We start from the raw sequence: 23,018 nt of genomic DNA, 5'->3' as shown, positions 1-23,018 counted from the left end.
GGCCTCAACCCGCCACTTGCTCGGGCGTGACCTTGGCGAGCGACTTGTCGACGAACGCCCCCAGCCGCGTCTGCACTTCCCCGCCGGTCTGCACCACCGCCGCCATCAGCGACTCGGCGAACATGCCGTCGGTGGCCGACATGTCGGCGATGCGGCTGATCGACGTGACCATCGCGTAGTTCGACAGCGCCGCGTTCTTCGCTACGCGCTTGGCCAGCACCATCGCGGCGCGCAGGCTCTCGCCGGGCGCGGCGATCTCGTGCGCCAGGCCCAGCGTCTTGCCGGCGCGGGCGTCGAGCACGCGGCCGGTGAGCATCATCTCGACCATGCGGCTCGGCGTGATGATGCGCGCCACGCGCACCGTCGCGCCGCCGCCGGTGAAGATGCCCTTCTGCCCCTCGGGCAGCGCGAAATAGGTCGACGGGTCAGCCACGCGCACGTGCGTGGCCGCCGCGAGTTCGAGCCCGCCGCCGACCACCGCGCCGTGCAGCGCCGCGACCACCGGGATGCCGCCGTACTGGATCTTGTCGAAGGTGCTGTGCCAGCGCTGGCACACGCGCATGAAGTCGACCGCCGTGCGCTCCTTGTCGTGGTGTTCCTTGAGGTCGAGCCCGGCACAGAAATGCGGCCCCGCGCCGGTCAGCACCACGGCCTTGGCCTCGCGCGGCAGCGCGCTGAACACGGCGTCCAGCGCGGCCAGCGTGGCCTCGTCGATGGCGTTGCGCTTGGCGGGACGATTCAGGGTCACGACGGCGACCTCTTCGTCCATGTGCAGGGTGACGTTCCGTTCGATCACGGCAGGGCTCCTTGGGTTGTTGCGGGTTCCGCCACCGGAATGGGGCGCTTCAGGGCTACGATAGCCCTGGGCGCCGCGCCATTGCTTGCAGATCGCGCCCATTCATTTGCAGATTCCGCCAACCGTCTTTTGAACCCGTCATGCCGCCAGAGCGCGCCACCGTCGCCGTCAGCTTCCTGCAGCACCTGCTGAGCGGCGCGCGCCGCCAGTTGAGCCCGCGCGACATCGACCTGCTGGCCGCGCAGGCCGGCCTCTCGCCGCAGCTGCTGCGCCAGGACGGCGCGCGCGTCACGCGCGAGCAGTTCGTTCGCATGTACGAGTGCGTGTCGCTCTTCATGGGCGACGAGATGCTGGGCCTGTGGTCGCGCCCGATCCGCGCGGGCGCGCTCAAGTACCTCGGGCTCAGCCTGCTCGACGCGCCCTCGCTCATGGTCGCCATGTACCGCTTCACGCGCTTCTGGAACCTGCTGCTGGACGATCACCGCCTGCGCATGACGCGCGCCCACGGCGTGGCCACGATCGCCATCGCGCCGCACCCGGAAGCCGCCGCGCGGCCCACCACGCCCTTCGGCCATGCGCTGATGGTCAAGCTGATCCACGGCGTGGCCTCGTGGCTCATGGGGCGGCAGCTGCCGGTGCTGGGCGTCGGCTTTGCGTTCCCGCGCCCGGCGCGCTTCGACGAGTACGCCAACCTGTTCCCGGGCCCGCTGCAGTTCGAGCAAGACACATCTTCGGTGCACTTTGCCGAACCGGTGCTGCGCCAGACCTTCCAGCGCACGCGCGCCGAGCTGCTCGACTTCGTGCGCCGCGCGCCCGACGACTGGATCTTCGTCACCTTCGACCACGACACCACCAGCGCCACGGTGCGCGAGTTCGTCGCCGCGCACCTCGCCTCGGACGCCACGCTGGGCGCAGCGGCGCGCGCGGTGCACATGTCGGAGCGCGCGCTGTCGCGCCAGCTTGCGGCCGAGGGCACCAGCTTTCGCGCACTGAAGGAAGAGGTGCGGCGCGACTTGGCGATCCAGCGCCTCGTGAAGACGCGCGAGCCCATCGACCGCATCGCCGCCTCGGTCGGCTTCGACAACACGCCGGCCTTCCACCGCGCCTTTCGCACGTGGACCGGCAGCACGCCGCGCGGCTACCGGCAGCGGGCCGGTTAGTTCGCGGCGCCTGCCAGCGCCTGCAGCTTGGCGAAGTCGCCCGGCCGCCCGCCCATCTGCTCGGGCGTGGAGCGCCTCGTCACGCGCTCCAGCAGCGGCAGGCGGTTGACCGGCTGCACCGTCATGCCCTTGCCGCGCAGGAACTGCTCGTCTTCCAGCTCGCTGGCGATCACGCCGACGTTGGTCCACTTGGCCGTGTCGGCCAGCGTCTTCTCCACCATCGCCTGCTGCGGCGGCGTGAGCCGGGCCCAGGCCGCCTTGCCGATGACGATGCCCAGCGTGTCGTAGATGTGGCCCGTGAGCTGCACGTATTTCTGCACCTCGTACAGCTGCTTGGCGCGCACCGTGCCCAGCGGATGCTCCTGCGCCTCGACCTCGTTCTTCTTGAGCGCGCCGTACAGGCTGTTGAACGGCAGCGACACGGGCTTGGCGTCGAGCGCGGTGGCGAAGAGCTGGTAGGCCGCGGCGTCGGGCACGTACAGGCGCAGGTCGCGAAAGTCTTCGGGGCGCTGCAGCGGCTTGCCCGAAGTCACCTGCCGCGCGCCGTAGTAGACCGACGCGACCATGCGGTTGCCGCTGCGTTCGTTGTAGCCCTTCATCAGGTCCGCGAGCAGCGGGCTCGCGAGGTACTTGCGCACGTGGTCCAGGTCCTTGAAGGCGAAGGGGTAGCTGCCCAGGCCCAGCGGCGGATAGCCCTCGGCCAGCGTGGCCTGCCCGACGTAGGCGATCTGCATGGCGTCGTTGGCGAGCATCAGCGCGTAGTCGCGCTCCTGCCCCAGCTTCGAGGCGGGCACCACCTCGATCTTGATCTTGCCCTCGGACTGCTCGGCGATCTTGCGCGCCGCCAGTTCGGCCTGCTGGTGAAAGATGCTCGCGGGCTCGTAGATATGCCCCCACTTGAACTGCTGCACTTGCGCACAAGCGACAGCGGCGCTCCCCATGGCGACGCACAGGACAGCAGCCCGGCGCCACGACATCAAACGTTTTTTCATCGGCAGTCCCTCACGGTGAGAAGGCCCGCCGGCGCGGGTGCGCCAAAGCACGCGGCGGGTGTCGGGAATGCATCCCGGCCGCTGAATGTAAACATTTGCAACCAGAATCCAGACAGGGTTTGCCCGGTCACGGGGCAGTCATGGCCACTCCCTAGCATCCGCGTGCGCCCGACGCGCCCACTTCCCCACCGCACCTCAGCACCTCATGTACCCCGGCGAACGACTCAACGGCTACAGCCACCTGTTCGGCCTGCTGCTCGCGCTGCCGGCCGCCGCGCTGCTGCTCGCCAAGACGCTGCCCACGGGCGACCCGGCGCGCATCGCGGGCGGGCTGGTGTTCTCGCTCTCGGCGGTGGCGCTGTACGCGGCCTCCACGCTCTTTCACAGCACGCGCGGCCGGAGCAAGCGCCTGTGGGAGCGCGCCGACCACTGCGCGATCTTCCTGCTCATCGCGGGCACCTACACGCCCTTCGCGCTCGTCACGCTGCAAGGCCCCTGGGGCTGGCTGCTGCTCGCGGCGATCTGGAGCGCGGCGTGCTTCGGCATCTGGCGCGAACTGAAACCCGCCGAGACCGGCACGGCGAAGAAGCCTTCGCTGCCGCTGTACATCGGCATGGGCTGGCTCGGCGTGCTGGCTGCCGCGCCGCTGGCGGCCAAGCTGCACGCCACGGGCCTGGCCTGGCTGGTCGCGGGCGGCGTGCTCTACACGGTGGGCACGGTGTTCTATCGCAACCGGCGGGGGTTGCGCCACGCGCACGGCGCCTGGCACCTGTTCGTGTTGGCCGGCACCACGAGCCACTACGTGGCCGTGGGGTGGTTCGTGCTCTGAAGCCTGCCTCTTACAACGGCTGCAGCTTCGCGGTCTTCATCATCCGCTCGGTCAGTTCCATCTCGCTCGCGAAGCCCTGCACGTAGGCCTCGGTCGTCGACGGGCTCACCTCGCTGCCCAGCTCCGTCAGCGCGGCGATCACCGACGGCTGCTTCAGCGCCTGGCCGAACACCTCGTAGATGCGCGCAGCGATCGCGTCGGGCGTGCCTGCCGGCACCGAGACACCGCCCCACGACGTGAGCTCGACGCCGCGCAGCCCCAGCTCGGCCAGCGTCGGCACCTGCGGCAAGGCCGCGTTGCGCTTGGCGCCGGCCACGCCCAGGGCGCGCAGCTTGCCGCCCTGCACGTGCGGCAGCGCCACCGAGAAGATCGGCATGCCGAAGTTCACCTGATTGCCCAGCACCGCGTTGACGATTTCCGACGCGCCCTTGTACGGCACGTGCGTGGCCTGCACGCCCGCCGCCTGCAGGAACAGCTCCACGCCCAGGTGCGAGGGCGTGCCGACGCCGCCCGAGGCGTAGTCGAGCTTGCCGGGGTTGGCGCGCGCACGCGCCACCAGCTCCTGCAGGGTCTGGATGCCCGAGCCCGAATTCACCACCAGCAGCACGTCGGAGGTGGTCAGCCGCATGATGTGGCGGAAGTCCTTGAGCGCGTCGTAGCCCGGGTTCTGCTGCATGCGCATGTTGGCGGCCATGGGCGCGCTCGAGTAGATCCAGGTGTAGCCGTCGGGCGCGGCGCGCGCGACCTGGCGCGCGCCGATGTTGCCGGCCGCGCCGCCCCGGTTCTCGATGACGACCGGCTGCCCCAGCAAGGGCCCGAGCGCTTCCGCGAGGATGCGCGCGCCGTTGTCCGGGCCGGTGCCCGCCAGGTACGGCACGACCCACTTGACCGGGCGGGTCGGCCGCCAGGCGGAAGCGTTCGAGCCCGCTGCGCGCGCGATGGCCGGCAGCAGCGCCGAGGCCGCGATCGCGCCGCACAGCGCGCGGCGATGGGCATTGATGAGAGTCATGGCTTGTGGTGTCTCCTGATTGTCTGGTTCGGCCTCAGGCCGCATCGCCGATCAGCTCGCGCGCGATGATGTTCTTCTGGATCTCGCTGGTGCCCGTGAGCACGCGGTACATGCGCAGCATGCGGAACAGGAACTCCACGCGCCGCCCCTGCACGATGCCTTCGCCGCCGTGGATCTGCACCGCCGCGTCGGCCACGCGGAACGCGGCCTCCGAGCAGAACAGCTTGGCCATCGAGGCCTCGGCGCGCGGGTCGCCGCCCGCGTCGATCTGCCGCGCGGTCGACAGCATCAGCGCGCGCGCCGCGCACAGCTGCGTCGCCATGTCGGCCAGCGAATGCTGGATCGCCTGGAACTGCGCGATGGCGCGGCCGAACTGGCGGCGCGTGCGCGCGTAGTCGCGCGCGTCCTTCAGCGCCACGGTCGCCAGCCCCACCATGCCCGGGCAGTGCAGCAGCCGGTTGACGGTGATGCGCCCCAGCGCCAGCGCCAGCCCCTTGCCGGGCTCGCCGATGAGGTTCGCGGCCGGCACGCGGCAATCGGTGAGCACGATGTCGCCCGTGGTCGACTGGCCCGCCATGGTCTTGTAGCCCGCCTGCACCTGGACGCCCGGCTGCGTCAGGTCGACGAAGAACGCCGTCACCTCGCGGCGCGCCGGATCGTCCGAGGTGGACGCCATGAGGACCGCGAGATCGGCAAACGGCGAGCCCGAGATGAAGCGCTTGCGCCCGTTCAGCACATACACGTCGCCCTCGCGCCGCGCCTGCGTCTGCACCGCGCCGGCATCGGAGCCGGCCTCGGCTTCGGTGAGCGCGAAGCAGATCGCCTTCTCGGCCTGTGCCACCGGACGGATGAACTTCGCCATCTGCTCCGGCGTCGCAAACTTCGCGAGCGCGCCGACACGCGGTGGCCCGCTGAGCTCGCCGAACACATGCGGCGCGAGCGGCGAGCCGCTGGCGTAGATCGATTCCTTCACCAGCACATGGTCGAGCAGCGACAGGCCCAGGCCGCCCATCGCCGGCGGCAGCGTCATGCCGTAGAAGCCCATCGCGTGCGAGCGGCGCCAGACGTGGCGCAGCGTCTCCCTGTCGGGGCCGTGCTCGTGGTCGATGCCCTTCTCGCGCACCAGGTCGGCCAGTTCGCCGTTCAGGAAATCGCCGATGCGGGCGATCAACTCGGCCGCGCGCGGCGAGCCCTCGAAGGGGCCGTCGAACAGCGGCGCGCGGATGGCCGAAGCCTCGGTGGGTGCGGCGGAAGGGGTCAGCGTGGTGTCCATGTCGTTCTCTTCCCTCTTGTTCAATTGACGCGCCGCGCGTGGCCGGCCCAGTACGGCGTCTGGATCGCCTTGCGCGCGACCTTGCCGTTGGCGTTCTTCAGCAGCGACTCGACGAACTCGATGCGGCGCGGCCGCTTGAAGCCCGCCAGCCGTGCGGCGCAGAAGTCGTCGAGTCCGGCCGTGTCGGGCGAGGCGCCCGGCTTCAGCACGATGTGCGCGGCCACCGCCTCGCCCCACTTGTCGTCGGGCACGCTGAACACGCAGGCCTCGGCCACCGCCGCGTGCTGGTACAGCACGGCCTCGACCTCCGAGGGGTACACGTTGAAGCCGCCGCTGATGACCATGTCCTTCTTGCGGTCGACGATGTAGATGTAGCCCTCGTCGTCGGCACGCGCGAGGTCGCCCGTGTGGTAGCGGCCCTCTTTGAGCACCTCGGCCGTGAGCTCGGGCGCGCGCCAGTAGCCGGCGAAGATGTCCTCGCCGCTCACCACGATCTCGCCCACCTCGCCGGGTGCGACCGGCTGGCCTTCGTCGTCGACGATCTCCACCAGCGATTCGAGGAAGGGCCGGCCGCACGAGGCCAGCCGCTCGGGCATGGCGGCGCGCGCGAACAGGTGGTCTTCCACCGAGAGGCCGCACACGCCCGAGGTGGTCTCGCCCGCGCCGTAGCCCTGCGACAGCACGGGGCCGAACACGTCCATCGCCTGCATGATCCGCGCGGGGGCCATCGGCGCGGCGCCGTAGCCCAGGCGCTGCAGGTCGGGCAGCGGCCGGTAGCGGCCCTGCAGCTCGGCCAGCAGCATGTTGATCATGGTGGGCACCATGAAGGTGTGGGTCACGCGCTCCTTCTTCATGTCGTCCAGGAAACGCGCGGGCTCGAAGCCGGTGAACAGGCGGATGGTCGCGCCGCTGCACAGCGCCGGCACGATCTGCATGCCCGAGGCGTGCGTGATCGGCCCCACCAGCCCCAGCAGGTCGCCGGGGCGCAGGCCTTCGCTGCGCGAGAGGAACTTGCGCAGTTGGGCCAGCCGGTTGCCGAAGGTCTGCATCGCGGCCTTGAGCACGCCGCTGGAGCCCGAGGTGTAGTGCAGCACCGCCAGCTCGTCGGCGCGCACGCGCTCGCAGGTGAAGGCGTCGCTCGCGCGCGCCAGCTGGCCTTCGTAGGAAGCGGGCGCGCCTTCGGCGGCGTCGAGCAGCAGCAGCTTGGGTGCCGCGCCCTTCAGCAGTGGCAGGAAGGTCTCGGCGCGCGCGGCGGTGGTGACGATGAGCGCGGCGTCGCTGTTCTCGATGACCTCGGCCACCTCGACCGGTGCGAGCCGCGCGTTCATCGGCGCCTTCACCAGCGCGGCCTTGTAGCAGGCCAGCTCCAGCTCGACGATCTCGACGCAGTTGGGCAGGTACACGCCCACGCGGTCGCCGCGCTGCAGGCCGAGGCCGCGCAGGGCATTGGCCAGGCGGTTGGCGCGCCGGTCGAGCTGTTCGTAGGTGCAGGCGCGCTGCGGGCTGGTCACGGCGATCTGCCGGGCATGCAGGCGGGCAGCGCGGGATGCGAGTTCGCCGACGTTGGCGACCTCGGGCGAAAGTGAGGGCAAGTTGTCTCCTTGAGGCCGGTGCCTGTGCACCGTGGGGAGAACTTTCGCAAACAACGCCGCCGCACAACAAATACCGATTGCTGATGCGCGGCCATCACAAAAGATGATGGCCCTGGCGCGCGATCCTCCTGCCCGCGATGGCTATGGCTTGCCGTCGCCCAGGAACTGCGCGTCCCAGCGGCCCGAGGCGATCATCGATCGCGCCTGGTCGGCCAGCGCCTGCCTCACGACCTGCGTGGCCGCATCGGGCACCTTGCCGGCCGGCGTGGCCAGGTGGTAGGTGCGCGCCAGCTCGGGCTCGACGATGCGTGCAATCAACCAGTTCGGCTGATCGCCCGGCCCGTCCGCAAGCGCGCAGGCGGGCGTGACCGTGAAGCCCGCGCCCGCCAGGTAGAGCGAGCGCAGCACGCGCGCCGAGTCGTGCTCGTGCACCACGTTGAGTTCCACGCCCACGGCCTCGGCCGCCGCCTCGACGCGCTGGCGGATGCTGAAGCGGCGCGACTGCAGCACCAGCGGCAGGTTCGCCGCGCGCGCGAAAGGCACCGTGGGACGCGCGGGCGCCCCCTTCTTCCCGCGCCCGCCCTTCGCGCTTTTTCCGAGCAGTGCCGCCACCTCTCCTTTGGCATCGAAGCCGCAGAGGAACATGCCTTCGCGCACGAAGGGACGCACGTCCAGCCCTTCAACGCTGGGGGTGTCGACCAGCAGGCCGATGTCGGCGCGGCGATCGACCATCGCCTTGCGCACCATCAGGCTCAGGTCGTCGATCACGAACACGCGGATGCGCGGATGCGACTGCTTCAGCCGCGCCAGCACCGGCCCGAGCAGCAGCGAGGCCAACAGGAACGGCACCGCCACCGTGACCGAGCCCTCGGGCCCGTCGGGCGCGCGCTGCAGCCGCTCGCGCATGGCGGCGGCATCCGACAGCAGGCGCCGCGCGTCCTGGTACAGCTGCAGCCCCGCGGCCGTGGGCGTGACGCCGACGTGCGAGCGGTCGAACAGCTGCGTGCCGAGTTCGGCCTCGAGCTTCTTGATCTGCGCGGTCAGCGCGGGCTGCGCCACGTACAGCGACGCCGCCGCGCGCGACAGGCTGCCGGCTTCGAGCACCGCGATGAAATAGCGAAGAGACCTCAGGTCCATGGGGCGGGCGGGAGAAAGATGGGGCCGCCCATTGTGGCCCCGTCGCTGACTCAGCCTGCCAGGGCCTTGACGGCGATGCGCGTGGCCGAGGCAACCACGTCGTTGCGGCCCTTCGCGTCCTTGTCGGGGAAGGTCAGGTAGACCGACAGCACCAGCGGCGCGCCCGACGGCGGCCACAGCACGCCGACGTCGTTGGTGGAGCCGTACGAGCCCGCGCCGGTCTTGTCGCCCACACGCCAGCCTTTGGGCACGCCGGCCAGGAAGCGCTCGGTGCTGGTGGTGTTGCCGAGCAGCCATTCGCGCATCTGCTCGCGCTGCGGCGCGCCGAGCGCATCACCCAGCGCCAGCCGCTGCACGGTGTCGGACATGGCTGCGGGCGTGGTCGTGTCGCGCGGATCGCCGGGAATGGCGGTGTTCAGCTCGGGCTCGGTGCGATCGAGGCGGAAGGTGGTGTCGCCGATGCGCCGCGCGAACGCGGTGACGGCGGCCGGCCCGCCCAGCACCTTCAGCAGCAGGTTGGCGGCGGCGTTGTCGCTGTACTGCATGGTGGCAGCGCACATCTCGTTCACGGTCATGCCGGTGGCGAGGTGCTTCTCGGCGACCGGCGAGTGCGACACCAGGTCGCCCTTGCCGACACTGATGCGGCGCCCGAGCAGGCTGGCGTCGGTCGCGCTGCGTTCGAGCACGGCCGCGGCGAGCACCAGCTTGAAGGTGCTGCACAGCGGAAAGCGCTCGTGCGCACGGTGCTGCAGGCGCGCGCCGCTGCCGGTGTGGAAGCCCGACACGCCCAGGCGCCCGCCGCAGGCGCGCTCGAGTTCGGCGAGCTGCGTTTCGGCGTCCGACTGCGCGCCCTTCTTCGGCCATGCACTGCAGGCGCCGGCGAGCGGGGTCACGGCGGCGGCGAGCAACAGGGTGCGGCGCTGGATCAGAGGGTTCATGTGCGTGTGTCTTTCTTTTCGCGAGTGGATGGAATGAAAGGCATCGTAGGAGCGCCGCCGCCGCGCTTCCAGCGCCCGGAGCGCGCACGGCGTCCCGGGTGTATCAGGTGTAACGCCATTACATCATTCAACCTTTGGGTTGAATTTTCTTCGGGACCGATCTATATTCAACTTTATGGTTGAACTTGAAATCGAAGACGAACGGCTCGACGCCGTGTTCCACGCCCTGGCCGACAGCACGCGGCGCACCATGCTGCAGCTGCTCGCGCAGGGCGAGTGCAGCGTGGGCGAGCTGGGCGCGCCGTTTCGCATGTCCTTCGCGGGCGCCTCCAAGCACGTCAAGACGCTGGAGCGCGCGGGGCTGGTGTCGCGCACCGTGCAGGGCCGCGCGCACGTGTGCCGGCTGGAACCGGCGGCGCTCGCCACGGCCGATGCGTGGCTGCGCGCGTACGAAGTCTTCTGGAACCACCGCCTGGACGCGCTGGCGGATGCGCTGCGGCGCGATGCCGGCGATAGCGCGTGAACAACGTCTCTCCCCTCATTCACCCAAGGAGCACCGACCCATGACCACGACCTTGAAGCACAGCCAGGGCACGCAGACCGAGCCCGGCACCCTGCGCATCGAGCGCACCCTGCCCGGCCCCATCGACCGCGTGTGGACCTACCTCGTCGATCCCGAGAAGCGCCGCCGCTGGCTGGCCGGCGGCACCATGGCGCAGGCGCCGGGCGCGGTGTTCGAGCTGCGCTTCCAGCACACCGAGCTGTCGGGCGAGGTGGCACCCGAGCGCTTCGCGGCCTACCGCGAGACCCATGTGCAGCACTCGCGCGTGCTGCGCATCGAGCCGCCGACCCTGCTGGTCATCAGCTGGGGCAGCGAGCGCGAAGACGCGTCCGAGGTCAGCTTCGAACTGTCGCCGCAGGGTGCGCAAGCGACGCACCTGGTGCTCACGCACCGCCGCCTGCCCGACCGCAAGGAAACGCTGAGCGTGGCCAGCGGCTGGCACGCGCACCTGGGCGTGCTCGACGAGGTGCTGCACGGGCGCGCGCCGCAAGGCTTCTGGACGCAGCTGGAGGCCGCCGAGGCGGCCTACGCGAGGCACATCCGCTGAAGGCCGTCGGGCCGCGTCAGGCCCGGCGGGCGGGCTGCGAAGGCGCGCGGCAGGGCTGCACGCGGACTGCGCGGCTGATCACCTGGCGCTGCTCGCGCGCGCCCTTGAGCAGGCGCTCGGCCGCGACCCTGCCGTGGGGCACCGGCGCGCCCTCGCCCATTTCCGACACGGCCACGAACACCGTCTGCCCGCCTTCGAGCACGGCCTGCGTCTTCGGTTGCGACTTGCCCGCGTACAGCGGCGCGTCGTCGATGTAGGCCTCCAGCGAATGCGCACCCGGCGCCACGCACAGGCGCGTGAAGCCGTTGGGCATCAGCGCGGCGTGGAACTCGCCGTCGACATACACATGCGCCGCGCCCGTGCTGGGCGTGGACGTGGCGCGGCGGAAGAACACGACCTGCGCCAGCTCGGGCACCACCGCGGGCGCGGGCCGGTACACGGCCCCCTTGCGCGCGGTCGTGGCCGACACCGCGACAGGCACGGCCATGTTCATCGGTTCGGAAGGCGGCGGCATCGGCGGCAGCGGCACGTACGGCGTGACCGCGACGGGGCCGCAGCCCGCGACCAGCGTGGAGGCGGCAAGCAGCCAGCGGCCCGCGCGCGGGCGGGAATGGAAGGAAAGGAATCTGGACAAGGACATGGCGTGCTTCGAGCGCCTTCACAAAAAAAGGCGGCCATCTGACGAAGAGAAGGAAGAGCGGGCCGGCCGGAAAACGGCCAGCGCCCAGGGAACGAAGCACTCTAGGAAAAACCGTCGCGGCAGGCCATCGGACGAATCCGAAAGCGATGCGCGACGGCGTGGGCCCGCGCTGAAAACGCGGGCCCGGCGGCGCGTCGGCTCAGGCCGCGCGCAGCCGGCGGGACGCGATGCGCACCGGCATCGACAACAGGATCTGCGCCATGCTCTTGCCCAGCGGGTCGGTGCGCAGCGATGCCATGCCGCCGCCGCCCAGCGCCGCTTCGCAGACGAAGTTGAAGGCGCCGATGCCGGGCAGCTCGTAGCGCGTCACCTCGCCTTCGACCAGGTGCGCCATGTAGGCGCGCACGGCCTGCGCGCTGAGCTGCGCGCGCAGCACCGGCAGGTAGTGCGGCTCGCGCGCGAGGATGCCGATGTTCGAGACGTCGCCCTTGTCGCCGCTGCGGCCATAGGCCAGGCGGATCAGCGGCACTTCGAGCCATTCATCGTCCGTGTCCGGGTCGGTGGCGTCTGCCTGCGACGCCACCTCATCGGCCATGGCGACCTCCGCCGCCTGCGCCCTCACGGCCACGGGCCACGACTCGCCCGCCATCTCGACCACGGGCGTGAACAGCGCCTTGTCCACGAGCAGCGGAAACTGCCGGATCGACAACGCCACCGACGGCCGCCCGCCGCCCAGGCCGGTGGTGCCGGGCGCCCACGAGGTGCCGGCCGCCGAGATCTCGCGCGCGAAGAGCTCGAGCGGCGCCTTGTCCGCGTGCGTCACGGCCACGCGCAGCACCGCCTGGCGCGGCGGCTGGGCGGTGGCGTGCGGGCCATAGCACTGCTCGGCGCCCAGCACGTCGATGTGGGTGGCCGAGAAGTCGGCCCAGCCGCGCTGCGCGAACAGGTCGCGCGTGCGGCGCAGCATCGCCTCGCCGCTGCGCCGCGCCTTGGCCGCGGCGTCGAAGCCGACGATCAGCAGCTCGGCGTTGCAGCGGTAGCCCGCGGCGTAGGTCGCCGTGACCTTGTAGCGACCCGAGGGCGCACGTCCTTTCGCGCCCGAGACGCGCACCAGCTCCGCGCCCACGGCCTCGATCTGCACGGTGCGAAAGTCGCAGGTCACGTCGGGCAGCAGGTAGGCCGCCGGGTCGCCGATCTCGTACAGCAGTTGTTCGCCCACGGTGGCCCGGCTCACCAGCCCGCCGGTGCCGGGCGGCTTGCCGACGACGAAGCTGCCGTCGGCCGCGCATTCGACCACCGGGTAGCCGATGTGGGCCCAGTCGGGCACCTGCTCCCAGTCGGTGTGCAGCCCACCGGTGGCTTGTGCGCCGCATTCGATGATGTGGCCGGCCAGGCTGCCGCCCGCGAGGTGGTCCCAGTCGTCATCGGCCCAGCCGAATTCGTGCATCAGCGCGCCGAGCGTAACGGCGCTGTCGACGCAGCGGCCGGTGATGACGATCTGCGCGCCGGCGTCGAGCGCCCGCGCGATCGGCACGGCGCCCAGGTAGGCGTTGGCGCTCACGAGGCGTTCGGGCAGCGGTGCGCCCGTGCCCATGTGGCCGATGCCCTGCGCGCGCAGCGCTTCGGCGTGCGGCAGCGCGTCGTCGCCGGTGACCACGGCGATGCGCGGCGCGAGCCCCATGCCGGCCGCCAGTTGCGTGAGCGCGGCGGCGCAGGCGCGCGGGTTCACGCCGCCGGCGTTGGCGATCACGCGGATGCCCTGGCGCATCACGTCGGGCAGCACGGCGGCCATGGCGGTGGTGACGAAGTCGGTGGCGTAGCCGGCGTCGGGGTTCTTCAGCTTCGCGCCGGCCAGCAGCGACATCGTGAGTTCGGCCAGGTAGTCGAACACGAGGTAGTCGATGCCGCCGTGCGCCACGAGCTGCGGTGCGCCGGTGCTGCTGTCGCCCCAGAAGCCCGAGGCGCCGCCGATGCGCACGGTCTTCTGCTGCGTGTGGGGCGTGTTCATCGCGCCGCTCATTCGGGCTCGATGCCGGCGGCGCGGATCACGCGGCCCCACTTCTGCGACTCGGCGGCCTGGAACTTCGCGAGCGCCTCGGGCGTGCCGGTGGCGGCCTCGCCGCTGGAGATGGCCTGGTAGGCGACGATGGCCGGCGAGGCCGACACTTTCACCAGCATCTCGTTGAGCTTGCGCGTGACGGCCGCGGGCGCGCCCGGCGGCAGGTAGACGGCCGTCCAGTACGACATGTCGTAGCCCTTCACGCCCGCCTCGGCCACGGTCGGCAGCGCGGGCACGGCGGCCAGGCGCTTGTCGCCGCTCACGGCCAGCGCGCGCAGCTTGCCGCTCTTGACGTGCGGCAGCGCCGTGGGCGCGTCGGCGAACATGAAGTCGACCTGCCCGCCCAGCAGGTCGGTGATGGCCATCGGGTTGCTCTTGTAGGGCACGTTCACCATGTCGATGCCGGCCATCTGCTTGAGCAGCTCGCTCGCCACGCGGCTGGACGAGCTGCCGCTGCCGAAGTTGAGCTTGCCCGGCGACTTCTTCGCCGCCGCCACGAGGTCGGCCACCGACTTGATCGGCGAATCGGCCCCCACCAGCAGCAGCATGTGGCCCTTGGACAGCAGCGCGACGGGCGTGAAGTCTTTCACCGGGTCGTAGGGCAGCTTCTTGTACAGGTGCTCGTTGGCGGCGTGCGTGGTGTTGGTGGTCATCAGCAACGTGTAGCCGTCGGGCGCGGCCTTGGCGACGTACTGCGCGGCCAGGAAGCCGCTGGCGCCGGCGCGGTTCTCCACGATCACCGGCACCTTGTATTCGACGGTCAGGGCCTGCGCGAAGCTGCGCGCCTGCTGGTCGGTGCCGCTGCCGGCCGCGAAGGGCACGACGACGGTGAGCGGCTTGGCGGGGTAGTCCTGCGCGTGGGCAGGTGCCGCCGCCGCGACCGCGAAGGCCAGGACCGCGCCGAGGCGGAAGATGGAAGTGCGCATGAGTTTGTCTCCGGTGGGATGTAGTTCTTGAAACAGGAAAAAAGGTGCGGCCGCTCAGGCGCCGTCGCGCGGCGGCACCGGCGGTGCGCCGAGCGCCGCGTTGTGCTCGCCCAGCCGGGGCGCGACCGCGCGGTGCGCGGGCCGCACGCCGTCGATGGACATCGGCAGCGCCGTGAGGCGGAAGTCTTCGCCCGGCACCGGCTGCAGCATGCCCAGTGCCTCCACCTGAGGATGCGCGACGGCTTCGGGCACGGTGTGCACCGGCGCGCAGGGCACGCCGGCGGCGGTGAAGCGCGCCATCCAGTCGGCGCGGGTGCGCGCGCGCAGCAGCGGGCCGATCTCGTCGAACAGCGCCACCTTGTGCTGCAGCCGCTGCCGGTTGCCGGCAAAGCGCGCGTCGGTGGTCCAGTCGTCGCGCCCGAGTTCATGCGCGAACTTGGCGAAGAGCCGGTCGTTGCCGCAGCAGATCAGAAGCGGCGCATCGGCGGTATCGAAAGACTCGTAGGGCACAAAGCCCGGATGGCCCGAGCGGTGGCGCTCGGGCAGTCGCCCTTCGTTGACGTAGGCGTCGGCCTTCTGGCCGGTCCAGACCAGCGCGGTCTCCAGCAGCGAGGTGCTCACCACGCCGCCCCGCCCCGTGAGGTGGCGCCGCTGCAGCAGCGCCAGCGCGCCGATCACGGCCCACATGCCGGTGCCCTGGTCGCAGACCGAGGCGCCGGTGCGCATCGGCGGATCGTCAGGCCCGCCGTTGATGCTCGACAGCCCGCTGAAGGCCTGGATCAGCGGCTCGTAGCCCGGCTGCATGCGCAGCGGGCCGGTGTGGCCGAAGGCCGAGATTTCGCAGTAGATGAGCCGCGGATGGCGCGCGCACAACGAGGCGCCGTCGATGCCCATCGATTGCGTGACGCCCGGGCGCAGGTTGTGGATGAGGATGTCGGCGCCGGCCGCGAGGGTCTCAAAAGCCGCCATGCCCTCTTCGCTCTTCAGGTCGATGGCGACCGAGCGCTTGCCGCGGTTGAAGACGTGGAAGTTGAGCGCGTCGCCGTGGCGGAACGCCGGGCCCATGTGGCGCGCGTCGTCGCCGCCCTCGACGCGCTCGAGCTTCACGACGTCGGCGCCGAGGTCGGCCAGGATCGCGCCCGCGAAGGGCCCCGCCAGCACCTGTCCGAGCTCGAGCACCCGGATGCCTTCCAGAATTTTGGTGTCCATGTCACGGGGGCGCGTGGGCCCCTTGTCTCCGTGTATCGAATGCGCCAGTCTCGGCGTCGCGCATTGATCTGTGAAGAACAATATTCCTATATCTGTGATAACTTGGATGGATCAATCCACAGCCACCCCGAGGGAGCCGCATCCGTGCGAGTCGACATCACGCTGCAGCAGCTCGAGGCCTTCGTCGAAGTCGCGAAGACCACCAACTTCCGCGCCGCCGCACAGGCCCTGCATGTGTCGCAGCCGGCGCTGAGCCGCACGGTGCGCATCGTCGAAGACCTGGTGGGCGCGCGCCTGTTCGACCGCGACACGCGGCACGTGGAGCTCACGCCGGCGGGGCGCGAGCTGCTGCCGATCGCGCTGCGCATCCTGGAGAACTTCAACAGCTCGTTCAGCGAGCTGTCGCAGTTCCTCGAAGGCCGCAGCGGCCACCTGACCATTGCGGCGCTGCCCTCGACCGGCGTGGCGCTGCTGCCCGGCGCCATTGCCGAGTTCCGCCAGCAGCATCCGCAGGTGCAGTTCTCGCTGATCGAAGGACCGGCCGATGCGGTGCGCGCCGCAGTGGACGAAGGCCGCGCCGACTTCGGCCTCAGCGTGCGCCCCGGCACGCACGAACCCCTGCTGTACCGCCACCTGCGCGACGACCCCTTCGTGCTGCTGTGCCGGCGTGACGACCCGCTGGCCGCGCGGGCCTCGGTGTCGTGGTCGGTGTTCGCGACGCGGCCCTTCATTGCGAGCAGCTTCCAGAGCAGCATCCGGCCGATCACCGACGCCGCCTTTCTGCAGCGCGGCCTGCAGGTGCAGCCCGCGCTCGAATACCCGAGCGTGGCCGTGGCGGGCGCGCTGGTGGCGGCCGGGCTGGGGCTCACCGCCCTGCCCCGGCTCGCGCTGCAGCTGTCGCAGAACGACGAGCTGGCCACCGTGCCGCTGCAGCGTCCGCTGATGTCACGGCCCATCGGGCTGGTCACGCGCGCGGGGCGCTCGCCCTCGCCCGTGGGCCGCGCCTTCATGGACCTGCTGCACCGTCGGGAATCGTCCCGGCGCTGACCGGCGCACGGTGCGCTGCGGCATGATCGACGCCATGCACAGCACGCCCCCGTATCCCCTGGTCATCGTCAAGGTCGGTGACACCCATGACGCGCTGCGCGAAGGCCGCGGCGACTTCGAACACTGGATCGCCGACGGCCTCGGCACGCAGACCCTGCCCCTGGTGGTGGTCGACCCGCGCCGCGGCGACACGCTGCCCGCGCCCGGCCAGGTCGCGGGCGTGGTCGTCACCGGCTCGCACGCGATGGTGTCGCACCGCGAACCCTGGAGCGAAACCACCGCCGCCTGGCTCGCCGAACTGGTCGCGCGCGACACGCCCGTGCTCGGCATCTGCTACGGCCACCAGCTGCTGGCGCACGCGCTCGGCGGCGAGGCCGGCCACCACCCGCAAGGGCCCGAGGTCGGCACGGTCACCGTCACGCTCGACGCAGCCGCCGACGGCGACGCGCTGCTGGGCGACCTGCCGGCGCAGTTCCCGGCGCAGGCGATCCACTGGCAGAGCGCGCTGCGCCTGCCCGAAGGCGCGGTGAAGCTGGCCCATAGCGCGCACGAACCCGTGCATGCCTTCCGCGTGGGCGCGCAGGCCTGGGGCCTGCAGTTCCACCCCGAGTTCGACGCCCAAACCATGGGCGGCTACATCGAGCTGCTGGCCCGCGACCTCGCCACGGACGGGCTCGACGCCGCGGCGCTGCGCGAAGGCGTGCGCCCCACCGACGCGGCGGCGGGCCTGCTCGGGCGCTTCGCACGGATCGTCGAGGCCAAGGCGCAGCCAGCCGCCTGAGCGCGCCGACGGGGCGTCGGCCCGCGACTACAAAAAGCGGGCCCCGCTTGGGTTAAGGTGCGGTTCCTTTCGCAGCTTTCCCCGCCTCATGACCACGCCTTCGTCCCCGCCGGCCCGCAAGCACTTCTCGATGATCCGCGGCTTTCACCTGGCCGATGTGTTCACGCTCGGCAACGCGGCCTGCGGCGTCGGGGCGGTGTTCTTCGCGATGGCCTTCATGCGCAGCCAGTCGCTCGTGCACTTCTACTGGGCCGCGGCGCTCGCCCCGGCGGCCTTCATCTTCGACGTGCTCGACGGCCGCATCGCGCGCTGGCGCCAGACCCAGTCGGCGCTCGGGCGCGAACTCGACTCGCTGGCCGACGTGATCTCGTTCGGCGTGCTGCCCGCCGCGCTCGGCTTCGCCGCCGGCCTGGACGGCGGCTGGGACTGCGCGGTGCTGATCTATTTCGTGGGCTGCGGCGTGAGCCGGCTCGCGCGCTACAACGTGACGGCCGAGGCGCTCTCGGCCGGCGCCGACAAGGTGAAGTACTTCGAAGGCACGCCGATCCCGACGAGCGTGGTGCTGGTGGGCGTGCTGGCCTACGCGGCCTCGAAGGGCGCCCTCGGCGCCAACGTGTGGGGCGGCGCCTGGACGCTCGGCCCCTGGCAGCTGCACCCGCTGGTGCTGCTGTTCGCGCTCTCGGGCACGCTGATGATCAGCAAGACCCTGCGCATCCCCAAGTTCTGACAACCCACCCATCTCACCCACCTGACAAAGGGGACCCCGCATGACGATGAAGCTGTATTTCGACCCGCGCAGCCGTGCGCAGGTCGCCAAGTGGATGCTCGACGAGGCCGAGGTCGACTACGAGATCGTGCCCACCCTCATCCGGGAGGGCGCCCACAAGCGCCCCGAGTTCCTGAAGATCAACCCGGCCGGCAAGCTGCCCGCGCTGGTCGACGGCCGCACCCGCATCTTCGAGAACGCGGCCATCTGCATGTACATCGCCGAGAAGTACCCCGGCAAGCGCCTGGCACCGGCCGTGGGCACGCCCGAGCGCGGGCGCTACCTGTCGCTCATGGTCTATTCGACCGCGCAGCTCGAGCCCTCGATGGGCGACAGCCTGCTGAAGATCAAGAGCAACAACAGCGCGCGCGGCTGGACCGATTTCGAGCAGGCCAAGGACGCCGTCGAACGCGAACTCGGCGACGGCCCCTACCTGTTCGGCGCGCAGTTCACGGCGGCCGACGTGATGATCGGCTCGATGCTCATCTGGCACCGCGCCTTCGGCGGGCGCACGAACCGGCCGAAGCTCGACGCCTACATCCACCGGTTGCAGGCGCGGCCCAGGGGCATGAAGTTCGGGTGAGGTAAGTGGCAAGGCGTGCCGCGCTGGCGACAGTGCGCGACGGAGGTTCATCCTCTAATCGGTCCCTCTTTTTCGACCCTTTTCTCCACCACGCCCGCCCCATGACTTCGAACACCTCGCGCTCCCGGTTCTCGTTGACGGCCCTCTCCCTGGGCCTGGTCGCCCTGCTCGGGGCCTGTGCCAGCACGCCGCCGCCCGGCAGCCGCAGCGTGAGCATCGAGCGCACCACCTTCGGCATCGCGCACATCACGGCGCCCGACTACGAAGGCCTGGCCTACGGCACCGCCTACGCGCACGCGCAGGACAACGTCTGCCAGACCGCCGAGCACCTGCTGACGCTGCGCGGCGACCGCGCGCAGTTCCTCGGGGCGCAGAACACCGGAGACTTCGGTCTGGGCCGCATGCCCAACGCACAGATCGACCTGTTCGTGCGCTACCACATGGACGACGCGGCGCTGGCCCGCGCGGCAGCCACCACCAACGACGAGGTGAAGGCCGCGCTGCGCGGCTACGTGGCGGGCTACAACCGCTACCTGCAGGATGCGGGCCCCAATGGCCTGCCCGAGGCCTGCCGCGGCAAGCCCTGGGTGCGCCCGATGACGGCCGCCGACCTGGCGCGCGCCACCGAGCAATCGATGATCCAGGGCGGCCTGGGCGCGCTGGCCGGCGCCGTGCTGGCCGCCGTGCCGCCGGCCCCGGGCGTCAAGACCGGCGCGGCGCCGGTCGCGCTCGAGCAGGCGGTGGCCGAGATCGGCCGCCACAGCTTCAACGCCAACCCCGAAGGCGGCGAGCTGGGCTCCAACGGCTGGGCCTTCGGGCGCAACGCCACGCCCGACGGCAAGGGCCTGCTGCTGGGCAACCCGCATTTCCCCTGGAACGGCACCAACCGCTTCTGGCAGATGCACCTGACCATCCCCGGCCAGCTCGACGTGATGGGCGCCACCGGCGGCCTGAGCCCGGTGGTGTCGATCGGCTTCAACAAGGACGTGGCCTGGACCCACACCGTGTCGACCGGCAAGCGCTTCACGCTGTACGAGCTCAAGCTCGACCCCAACGACCCGACCGTGTACTGGGTCGACGGGCAGCCGAAGAAGATGGTCGCGCGCACCGTCGCACTGCCGGCCGCCGCCACGGCGGGCGGCGCGCCCGTGCAGCACACCTTCTACGCGACCGACTGGGGCCCCGTGGTCTCGCTGCCGCGCGCCGGCCTGGGCTGGACCGCCCAGAAGGCCTATGCGATCCGCGACGCCAACACGCTCAACGTGCGCTCGGCCGAGAGCTGGATGAAGATGGGCCGGGCCCGCAACGTCGCCGAGCTGCGCGCCGCCATGGGCAACCAGGGCATCCCGTGGATCAACACCCTGGCGGCCGACCGCGAAGGCAACGCGATGTACGCCGACCTGTCGGTGGTGCCCGACGTGTCGGCCGAGATGCTCAAGACCTGCGCGCCCTCGCCGGCCGCCGCCGCGCTGCTCAACGCCGCCGGCCTGCCCGTGCTGGACGGCTCGCGCAGCGCCTGCGCCTGGCACCGCGACCCCGGCGCCGCCGCGCCGGGCATCATCGCGCCGGCCCGCATGCCCGTCGTCGTCACGCCCGACTGGGTGCAGAACAGCAACGACAGCTTCTGGCTCAGCAACCCGCGCGTGCCGCCGATGGCCGGCGTGTCGCCACTGGTCGGCCCCGTCGGCGTGCCGCAGCGGCTGCGCACGCGCAGCGGCATCATGGAAATCGAAGGCCGACTGGCCGGCACCGACGGCCTGCCGGGCAACCGCATGGGCGCGGCCGAGCTGCGCAGCGTGATCTTCCGCGACAGGAACCTCGCCGGCATGCTGGTGATGGACGACCTGAAGGCCGCGTGCACCGCCACCGGCGCCGCGCTGAGCGCCGACCAGGCCCTGGGCTGCCGCGTGCTCTCTGCCTGGGACCGCACCAGCAACGCCGAGTCGAAGGGCGCGGCGCTGTTCCGCGAGTTCTGGCGCAAGGCCAAGGACCTGCCGAAGGTCTGGCGCGTGCCCTTCGACCCGGCGCAGCCCGTGACCACGCCCACCGGCCTGGACATGGCCACGCCCGCCACGCGCGAGGCGGTGTTCAAGGCGCTGGGCGACGCGGTCGGCACCGTGCGCACCGCCGGCTTCGCGCCCGACGTGGCGCTGGGCGTGCCGCAGTCGCGCACCGTGCGCGGCCAGAAGATCGCGCTGCCCGGCGGCGACGAGTTCGAGGGCGTGCTCAACAAGCTCGAATCGCAGGGCCAGCCGCTGATCGACCCGAAGGGCTACGCCGTCAACTACGGCAGCAGCTACATGCAGGTCGTGACCTTCGACGCGCGCGGCCCCGTGGCGCAAGGCCTGCTCACCTACGGCCAGAGCAGCGACCCGGCCTCGCCACGCGCCTACGACCAATTGCCGCTGTTCGCGGCCAAGCAGTGGCATCCGCTGCCCTTCCACCCGGCCGACGTGCAGGCGCAGCGCGAAGGCAAGCCGCTGCAGCTGGCGTACTGAACCATGTCCTCGAGCACCGTTCCCTTTCCCGCCCACGCCGCCACGGGCATCGACCTGCTGAACCGGCTGGCCGCCGAGCAGCCGCTCGCCCCGGCCTGCGATCACTTCTACTTCCTGCGCCACGGCCAGACCGGGCGCAATGCGCTGCGCGTCTTCCAGGCGCCCGACGAGCCCCTGAGCGCGCTCGGCGAGCAGCAGGCGGTGCAGGCGGCCGAACTGCTGGCCGGCGAGCCGATCGGCGCCATCGTGTGCAGCGACGCGCGCCGTGCCTTCGACACCGCCCACACCGTGGCGCGCGCCCTGGGCCTCGTGCCCAGCGCGCACGAGAACCTGCGCGAGCGCAACTTCGGCGCGCTCATCGGCACCTCGTCGGCCAACATCGACTGGGCCTGCGAGCCCGAGGGCGGCGAGACGCTGGCGCAGTTCGTCGACCGCAAGCGCCAGGCGCTGGCCGCCGCGCTCGCCGCGCAGCCCGCGCCGGTGCTGGTGGTGGCGCACGGCGGCACGCTCTACGCGCTGGCCGCGCTGCTGGGCGTGGCGGTCGATGCGAGCATCTTCGGCAACGCGCAACCCTTGCGCTTCACACGTGCCGGCCCCACATGGGCCGTGACGCCGTTGCAACAGCGGCACGCCGACGGCGGAGCCGCCCTGGCCTGAATCAGCGCCCGGTCGCCCTGTACGCCGTCCACCGAAAGGAATCACCACCACCATGGAATTCAAGGACTACTACAGCGCACTGGGCGTCGAACGCACCGCGTCCGACGACGAGGTGCGCAAGGCCTACCGCAAGCTCGCCCGCAAGTACCACCCCGACGTCAGCAAGGAGCCCGACGCCGAGCAGCGCATGCGCGACATCAACGAGGCCAAGGACGTGCTCGGCGACAAGGACAAGCGCGCCGCCTACGACGCGCTGGCCGACCGTGTCGCACGCGGCGGCCGGCCCGACGGCAGCTTCGAGCCGCCGCCCGGCTGGGACACCGGCTACGAGTTTCACCGCGGCCCGCGCCAGGGCCCGGCCGACCACGCCGACTTCAGCGAGTTCTTCTCGTCGATGTTCGGCGACGCCGAGCGGCGCGGTGCCACGCGCCAGAACTACCGCGCGCGCGGCGAAGACCACCACGCGGCCATCGAGATCACGCTAGAAGACGCGCTGAACGGCGCCGAGCGCGAGCTCACGCTGCGCGCCCAGTCGCTCGACGCGCAGGGCCATCCGCAGTGGGAGAACCGCACGCTCGCCGTGAAGATCCCGCCCGGCGTACACCCCGGCCAGTTCATCCGCCTCGCGGGCCAGGGCATGCCCGGCCACGGCGGCGAGCCGGCCGGCGACCTGTACCTCGAGGTGCGCATCGCGCCGCACAAGCTGTACCGCGTGGAAGAGCGCGACCTGTACATGACGCTGCCCGTCACCCCCGCCGAAGCCGCGCTGGGCGCGCAGGTGCAGGTGCCCACGCCCACCGGCGGCGTGGTCGAGGTCACCGTGCCGCCCAACGCGCGCGGCGGCATGAAGCTGCGGCTCAAGGGCCGCGGCTTCGCGGGCAAGACGCCCGGCGACCTGTACCTGCTGCTCGAGATCGCACTGCCGCCCGCCGACAGCGAGGCCGCGCGCAACGCCTACGCCCAACTCGCGCAGGCGACCTCCTCGTTCAACCCCCGCCAGCACCTGGGAGTCTGAGC

The 23,018-nt window shown here is 71.2% G+C and carries 22 protein-coding genes; 11 read left to right on the top strand and 11 right to left on the bottom strand.

Annotated features, from left to right (window positions below; translation table 11 throughout):
- Positions 1-4 precede the first annotated feature (4 nt).
- Complete coding sequence (locus tag AC07XP_RS03545; RefSeq protein ID WP_495263816.1) at positions 5-796, bottom strand: crotonase/enoyl-CoA hydratase family protein; 792 nt, start codon at positions 794-796, stop codon at positions 5-7.
- A gap of 140 nt (positions 797-936) precedes the next feature.
- On the opposite strand from AC07XP_RS03545, the gene AC07XP_RS03540 reads away from it, so the two are divergent.
- Positions 937-1,956 carry an AraC family transcriptional regulator gene (locus AC07XP_RS03540; RefSeq protein WP_495263815.1) on the top strand — a complete coding sequence of 340 codons (1,020 nt, stop codon included), beginning with the start codon at positions 937-939 and terminating at the stop codon, positions 1,954-1,956.
- Here the strand turns inward: AC07XP_RS03540 and AC07XP_RS03535 are convergent.
- Entirely contained in the window at positions 1,953-2,948 is a 996-nt protein-coding gene (locus AC07XP_RS03535) for a sialic acid TRAP transporter substrate-binding protein SiaP (protein WP_495263814.1), read from the bottom strand. The two genes, AC07XP_RS03540 and AC07XP_RS03535, sit on opposite strands and share 4 nt — an antisense overlap.
- A gap of 205 nt (positions 2,949-3,153) precedes the next feature.
- On the opposite strand from AC07XP_RS03535, the gene trhA reads away from it, so the two are divergent.
- A complete protein-coding gene (trhA, locus tag AC07XP_RS03530; protein ID WP_354347693.1) occupies positions 3,154-3,777 on the top strand; it encodes a PAQR family membrane homeostasis protein TrhA in 624 nt (207 codons plus the stop codon).
- A gap of 10 nt (positions 3,778-3,787) precedes the next feature.
- Here trhA and AC07XP_RS03525 read toward each other — a convergent pair whose 3' ends face one another.
- From AC07XP_RS03525 to bla, 5 genes are all read right to left on the bottom strand, one after another.
- Positions 3,788-4,786, bottom strand: coding sequence for a Bug family tripartite tricarboxylate transporter substrate binding protein (locus tag AC07XP_RS03525; RefSeq protein WP_495263813.1), 999 nt, complete (start codon positions 4,784-4,786; stop codon positions 3,788-3,790).
- A 34-nt stretch (positions 4,787-4,820) separates the two neighbouring features.
- Positions 4,821-6,059, bottom strand: a complete 1,239-nt coding sequence (locus tag AC07XP_RS03520) for an acyl-CoA dehydrogenase family protein (protein ID WP_369632412.1) — start codon at positions 6,057-6,059, stop codon at positions 4,821-4,823.
- A gap of 20 nt (positions 6,060-6,079) precedes the next feature.
- On the bottom strand, positions 6,080-7,651 hold the full coding sequence (locus AC07XP_RS03515) for an AMP-binding protein (protein WP_495263812.1): 1,572 nt from the start codon (positions 7,649-7,651) through the stop codon (positions 6,080-6,082).
- 141 nt (positions 7,652-7,792) lie between these two features.
- Entirely contained in the window at positions 7,793-8,788 is a 996-nt protein-coding gene (locus tag AC07XP_RS03510; protein WP_495263811.1) for a LysR family transcriptional regulator, read from the bottom strand.
- Between the two features lie 50 nt (positions 8,789-8,838).
- A complete protein-coding gene (gene bla / locus AC07XP_RS03505) occupies positions 8,839-9,726 on the bottom strand; it encodes a class A beta-lactamase (RefSeq protein WP_369632409.1) in 888 nt (295 codons plus the stop codon).
- Between the two features lie 175 nt (positions 9,727-9,901).
- On the opposite strand from bla, the gene AC07XP_RS03500 reads away from it, so the two are divergent.
- Positions 9,902-10,249 carry an ArsR/SmtB family transcription factor gene (locus AC07XP_RS03500; protein ID WP_070059311.1) on the top strand — a complete coding sequence of 116 codons (348 nt, stop codon included), beginning with the start codon at positions 9,902-9,904 and terminating at the stop codon, positions 10,247-10,249.
- 40 nt (positions 10,250-10,289) lie between these two features.
- Positions 10,290-10,835, top strand: a complete 546-nt coding sequence (locus AC07XP_RS03495) for an SRPBCC family protein (protein WP_495263810.1) — start codon at positions 10,290-10,292, stop codon at positions 10,833-10,835.
- 16 nt (positions 10,836-10,851) lie between these two features.
- On the opposite strand, the gene AC07XP_RS03490 is transcribed toward AC07XP_RS03495, so the two are convergent.
- The 4 genes from AC07XP_RS03490 to AC07XP_RS03475 form a co-directional block, all read right to left on the bottom strand.
- On the bottom strand, positions 10,852-11,475 hold the full coding sequence (locus AC07XP_RS03490) for a hypothetical protein (RefSeq protein WP_495263809.1): 624 nt from the start codon (positions 11,473-11,475) through the stop codon (positions 10,852-10,854).
- 199 nt (positions 11,476-11,674) lie between these two features.
- Positions 11,675-13,483: an acyclic terpene utilization AtuA family protein gene (locus AC07XP_RS03485; RefSeq protein WP_495263808.1), complete on the bottom strand. Its 1,809-nt coding sequence runs from the start codon at positions 13,481-13,483 to the stop codon at positions 11,675-11,677.
- Positions 13,484-13,491: 8 nt separating this feature from the next.
- Entirely contained in the window at positions 13,492-14,460 is a 969-nt protein-coding gene (locus AC07XP_RS03480) for a Bug family tripartite tricarboxylate transporter substrate binding protein (protein WP_492685375.1), read from the bottom strand.
- A gap of 54 nt (positions 14,461-14,514) precedes the next feature.
- On the bottom strand, positions 14,515-15,669 hold the full coding sequence (locus tag AC07XP_RS03475; protein WP_495263807.1) for a CaiB/BaiF CoA transferase family protein: 1,155 nt from the start codon (positions 15,667-15,669) through the stop codon (positions 14,515-14,517).
- Positions 15,670-15,813: 144 nt separating this feature from the next.
- Between AC07XP_RS03475 and AC07XP_RS03470 the strand changes: the two genes are divergently transcribed.
- The 7 genes from AC07XP_RS03470 (at position 15,814) to AC07XP_RS03440 (ending at position 23,016) form a co-directional block, all read left to right on the top strand.
- Positions 15,814-16,716, top strand: a complete 903-nt coding sequence (locus AC07XP_RS03470; protein ID WP_495263806.1) for a LysR family transcriptional regulator — start codon at positions 15,814-15,816, stop codon at positions 16,714-16,716.
- 34 nt (positions 16,717-16,750) lie between these two features.
- A complete protein-coding gene (locus AC07XP_RS03465; protein ID WP_495263805.1) occupies positions 16,751-17,497 on the top strand; it encodes a glutamine amidotransferase in 747 nt (248 codons plus the stop codon).
- Positions 17,498-17,585: 88 nt separating this feature from the next.
- Entirely contained in the window at positions 17,586-18,224 is a 639-nt protein-coding gene (locus AC07XP_RS03460; RefSeq protein ID WP_070059318.1) for a CDP-alcohol phosphatidyltransferase family protein, read from the top strand.
- Between the two features lie 40 nt (positions 18,225-18,264).
- Complete coding sequence (locus tag AC07XP_RS03455; protein WP_139706370.1) at positions 18,265-18,846, top strand: glutathione S-transferase family protein; 582 nt, start codon at positions 18,265-18,267, stop codon at positions 18,844-18,846.
- Positions 18,847-18,947: 101 nt separating this feature from the next.
- Positions 18,948-21,344, top strand: coding sequence for a penicillin acylase family protein (locus AC07XP_RS03450; protein WP_495263804.1), 2,397 nt, complete (start codon positions 18,948-18,950; stop codon positions 21,342-21,344).
- Between the two features lie 3 nt (positions 21,345-21,347).
- Positions 21,348-22,001 (top strand): histidine phosphatase family protein, encoded by a 654-nt coding sequence (locus tag AC07XP_RS03445; protein WP_095947490.1) that lies wholly within the window; start codon positions 21,348-21,350, stop codon positions 21,999-22,001.
- A 52-nt stretch (positions 22,002-22,053) separates the two neighbouring features.
- Positions 22,054-23,016, top strand: a complete 963-nt coding sequence (locus AC07XP_RS03440) for a DnaJ C-terminal domain-containing protein (RefSeq protein WP_159277348.1) — start codon at positions 22,054-22,056, stop codon at positions 23,014-23,016.
- The last annotated feature ends 2 nt before the right edge of the window (positions 23,017-23,018 follow it).

It is taken from the genome of Variovorax sp. GW531-E2, assembly GCF_059423125.1.
The sequence above is the reverse complement of the archived record's forward strand: the minus strand, read 5'-3'. Positions and strand labels throughout refer to the sequence as shown.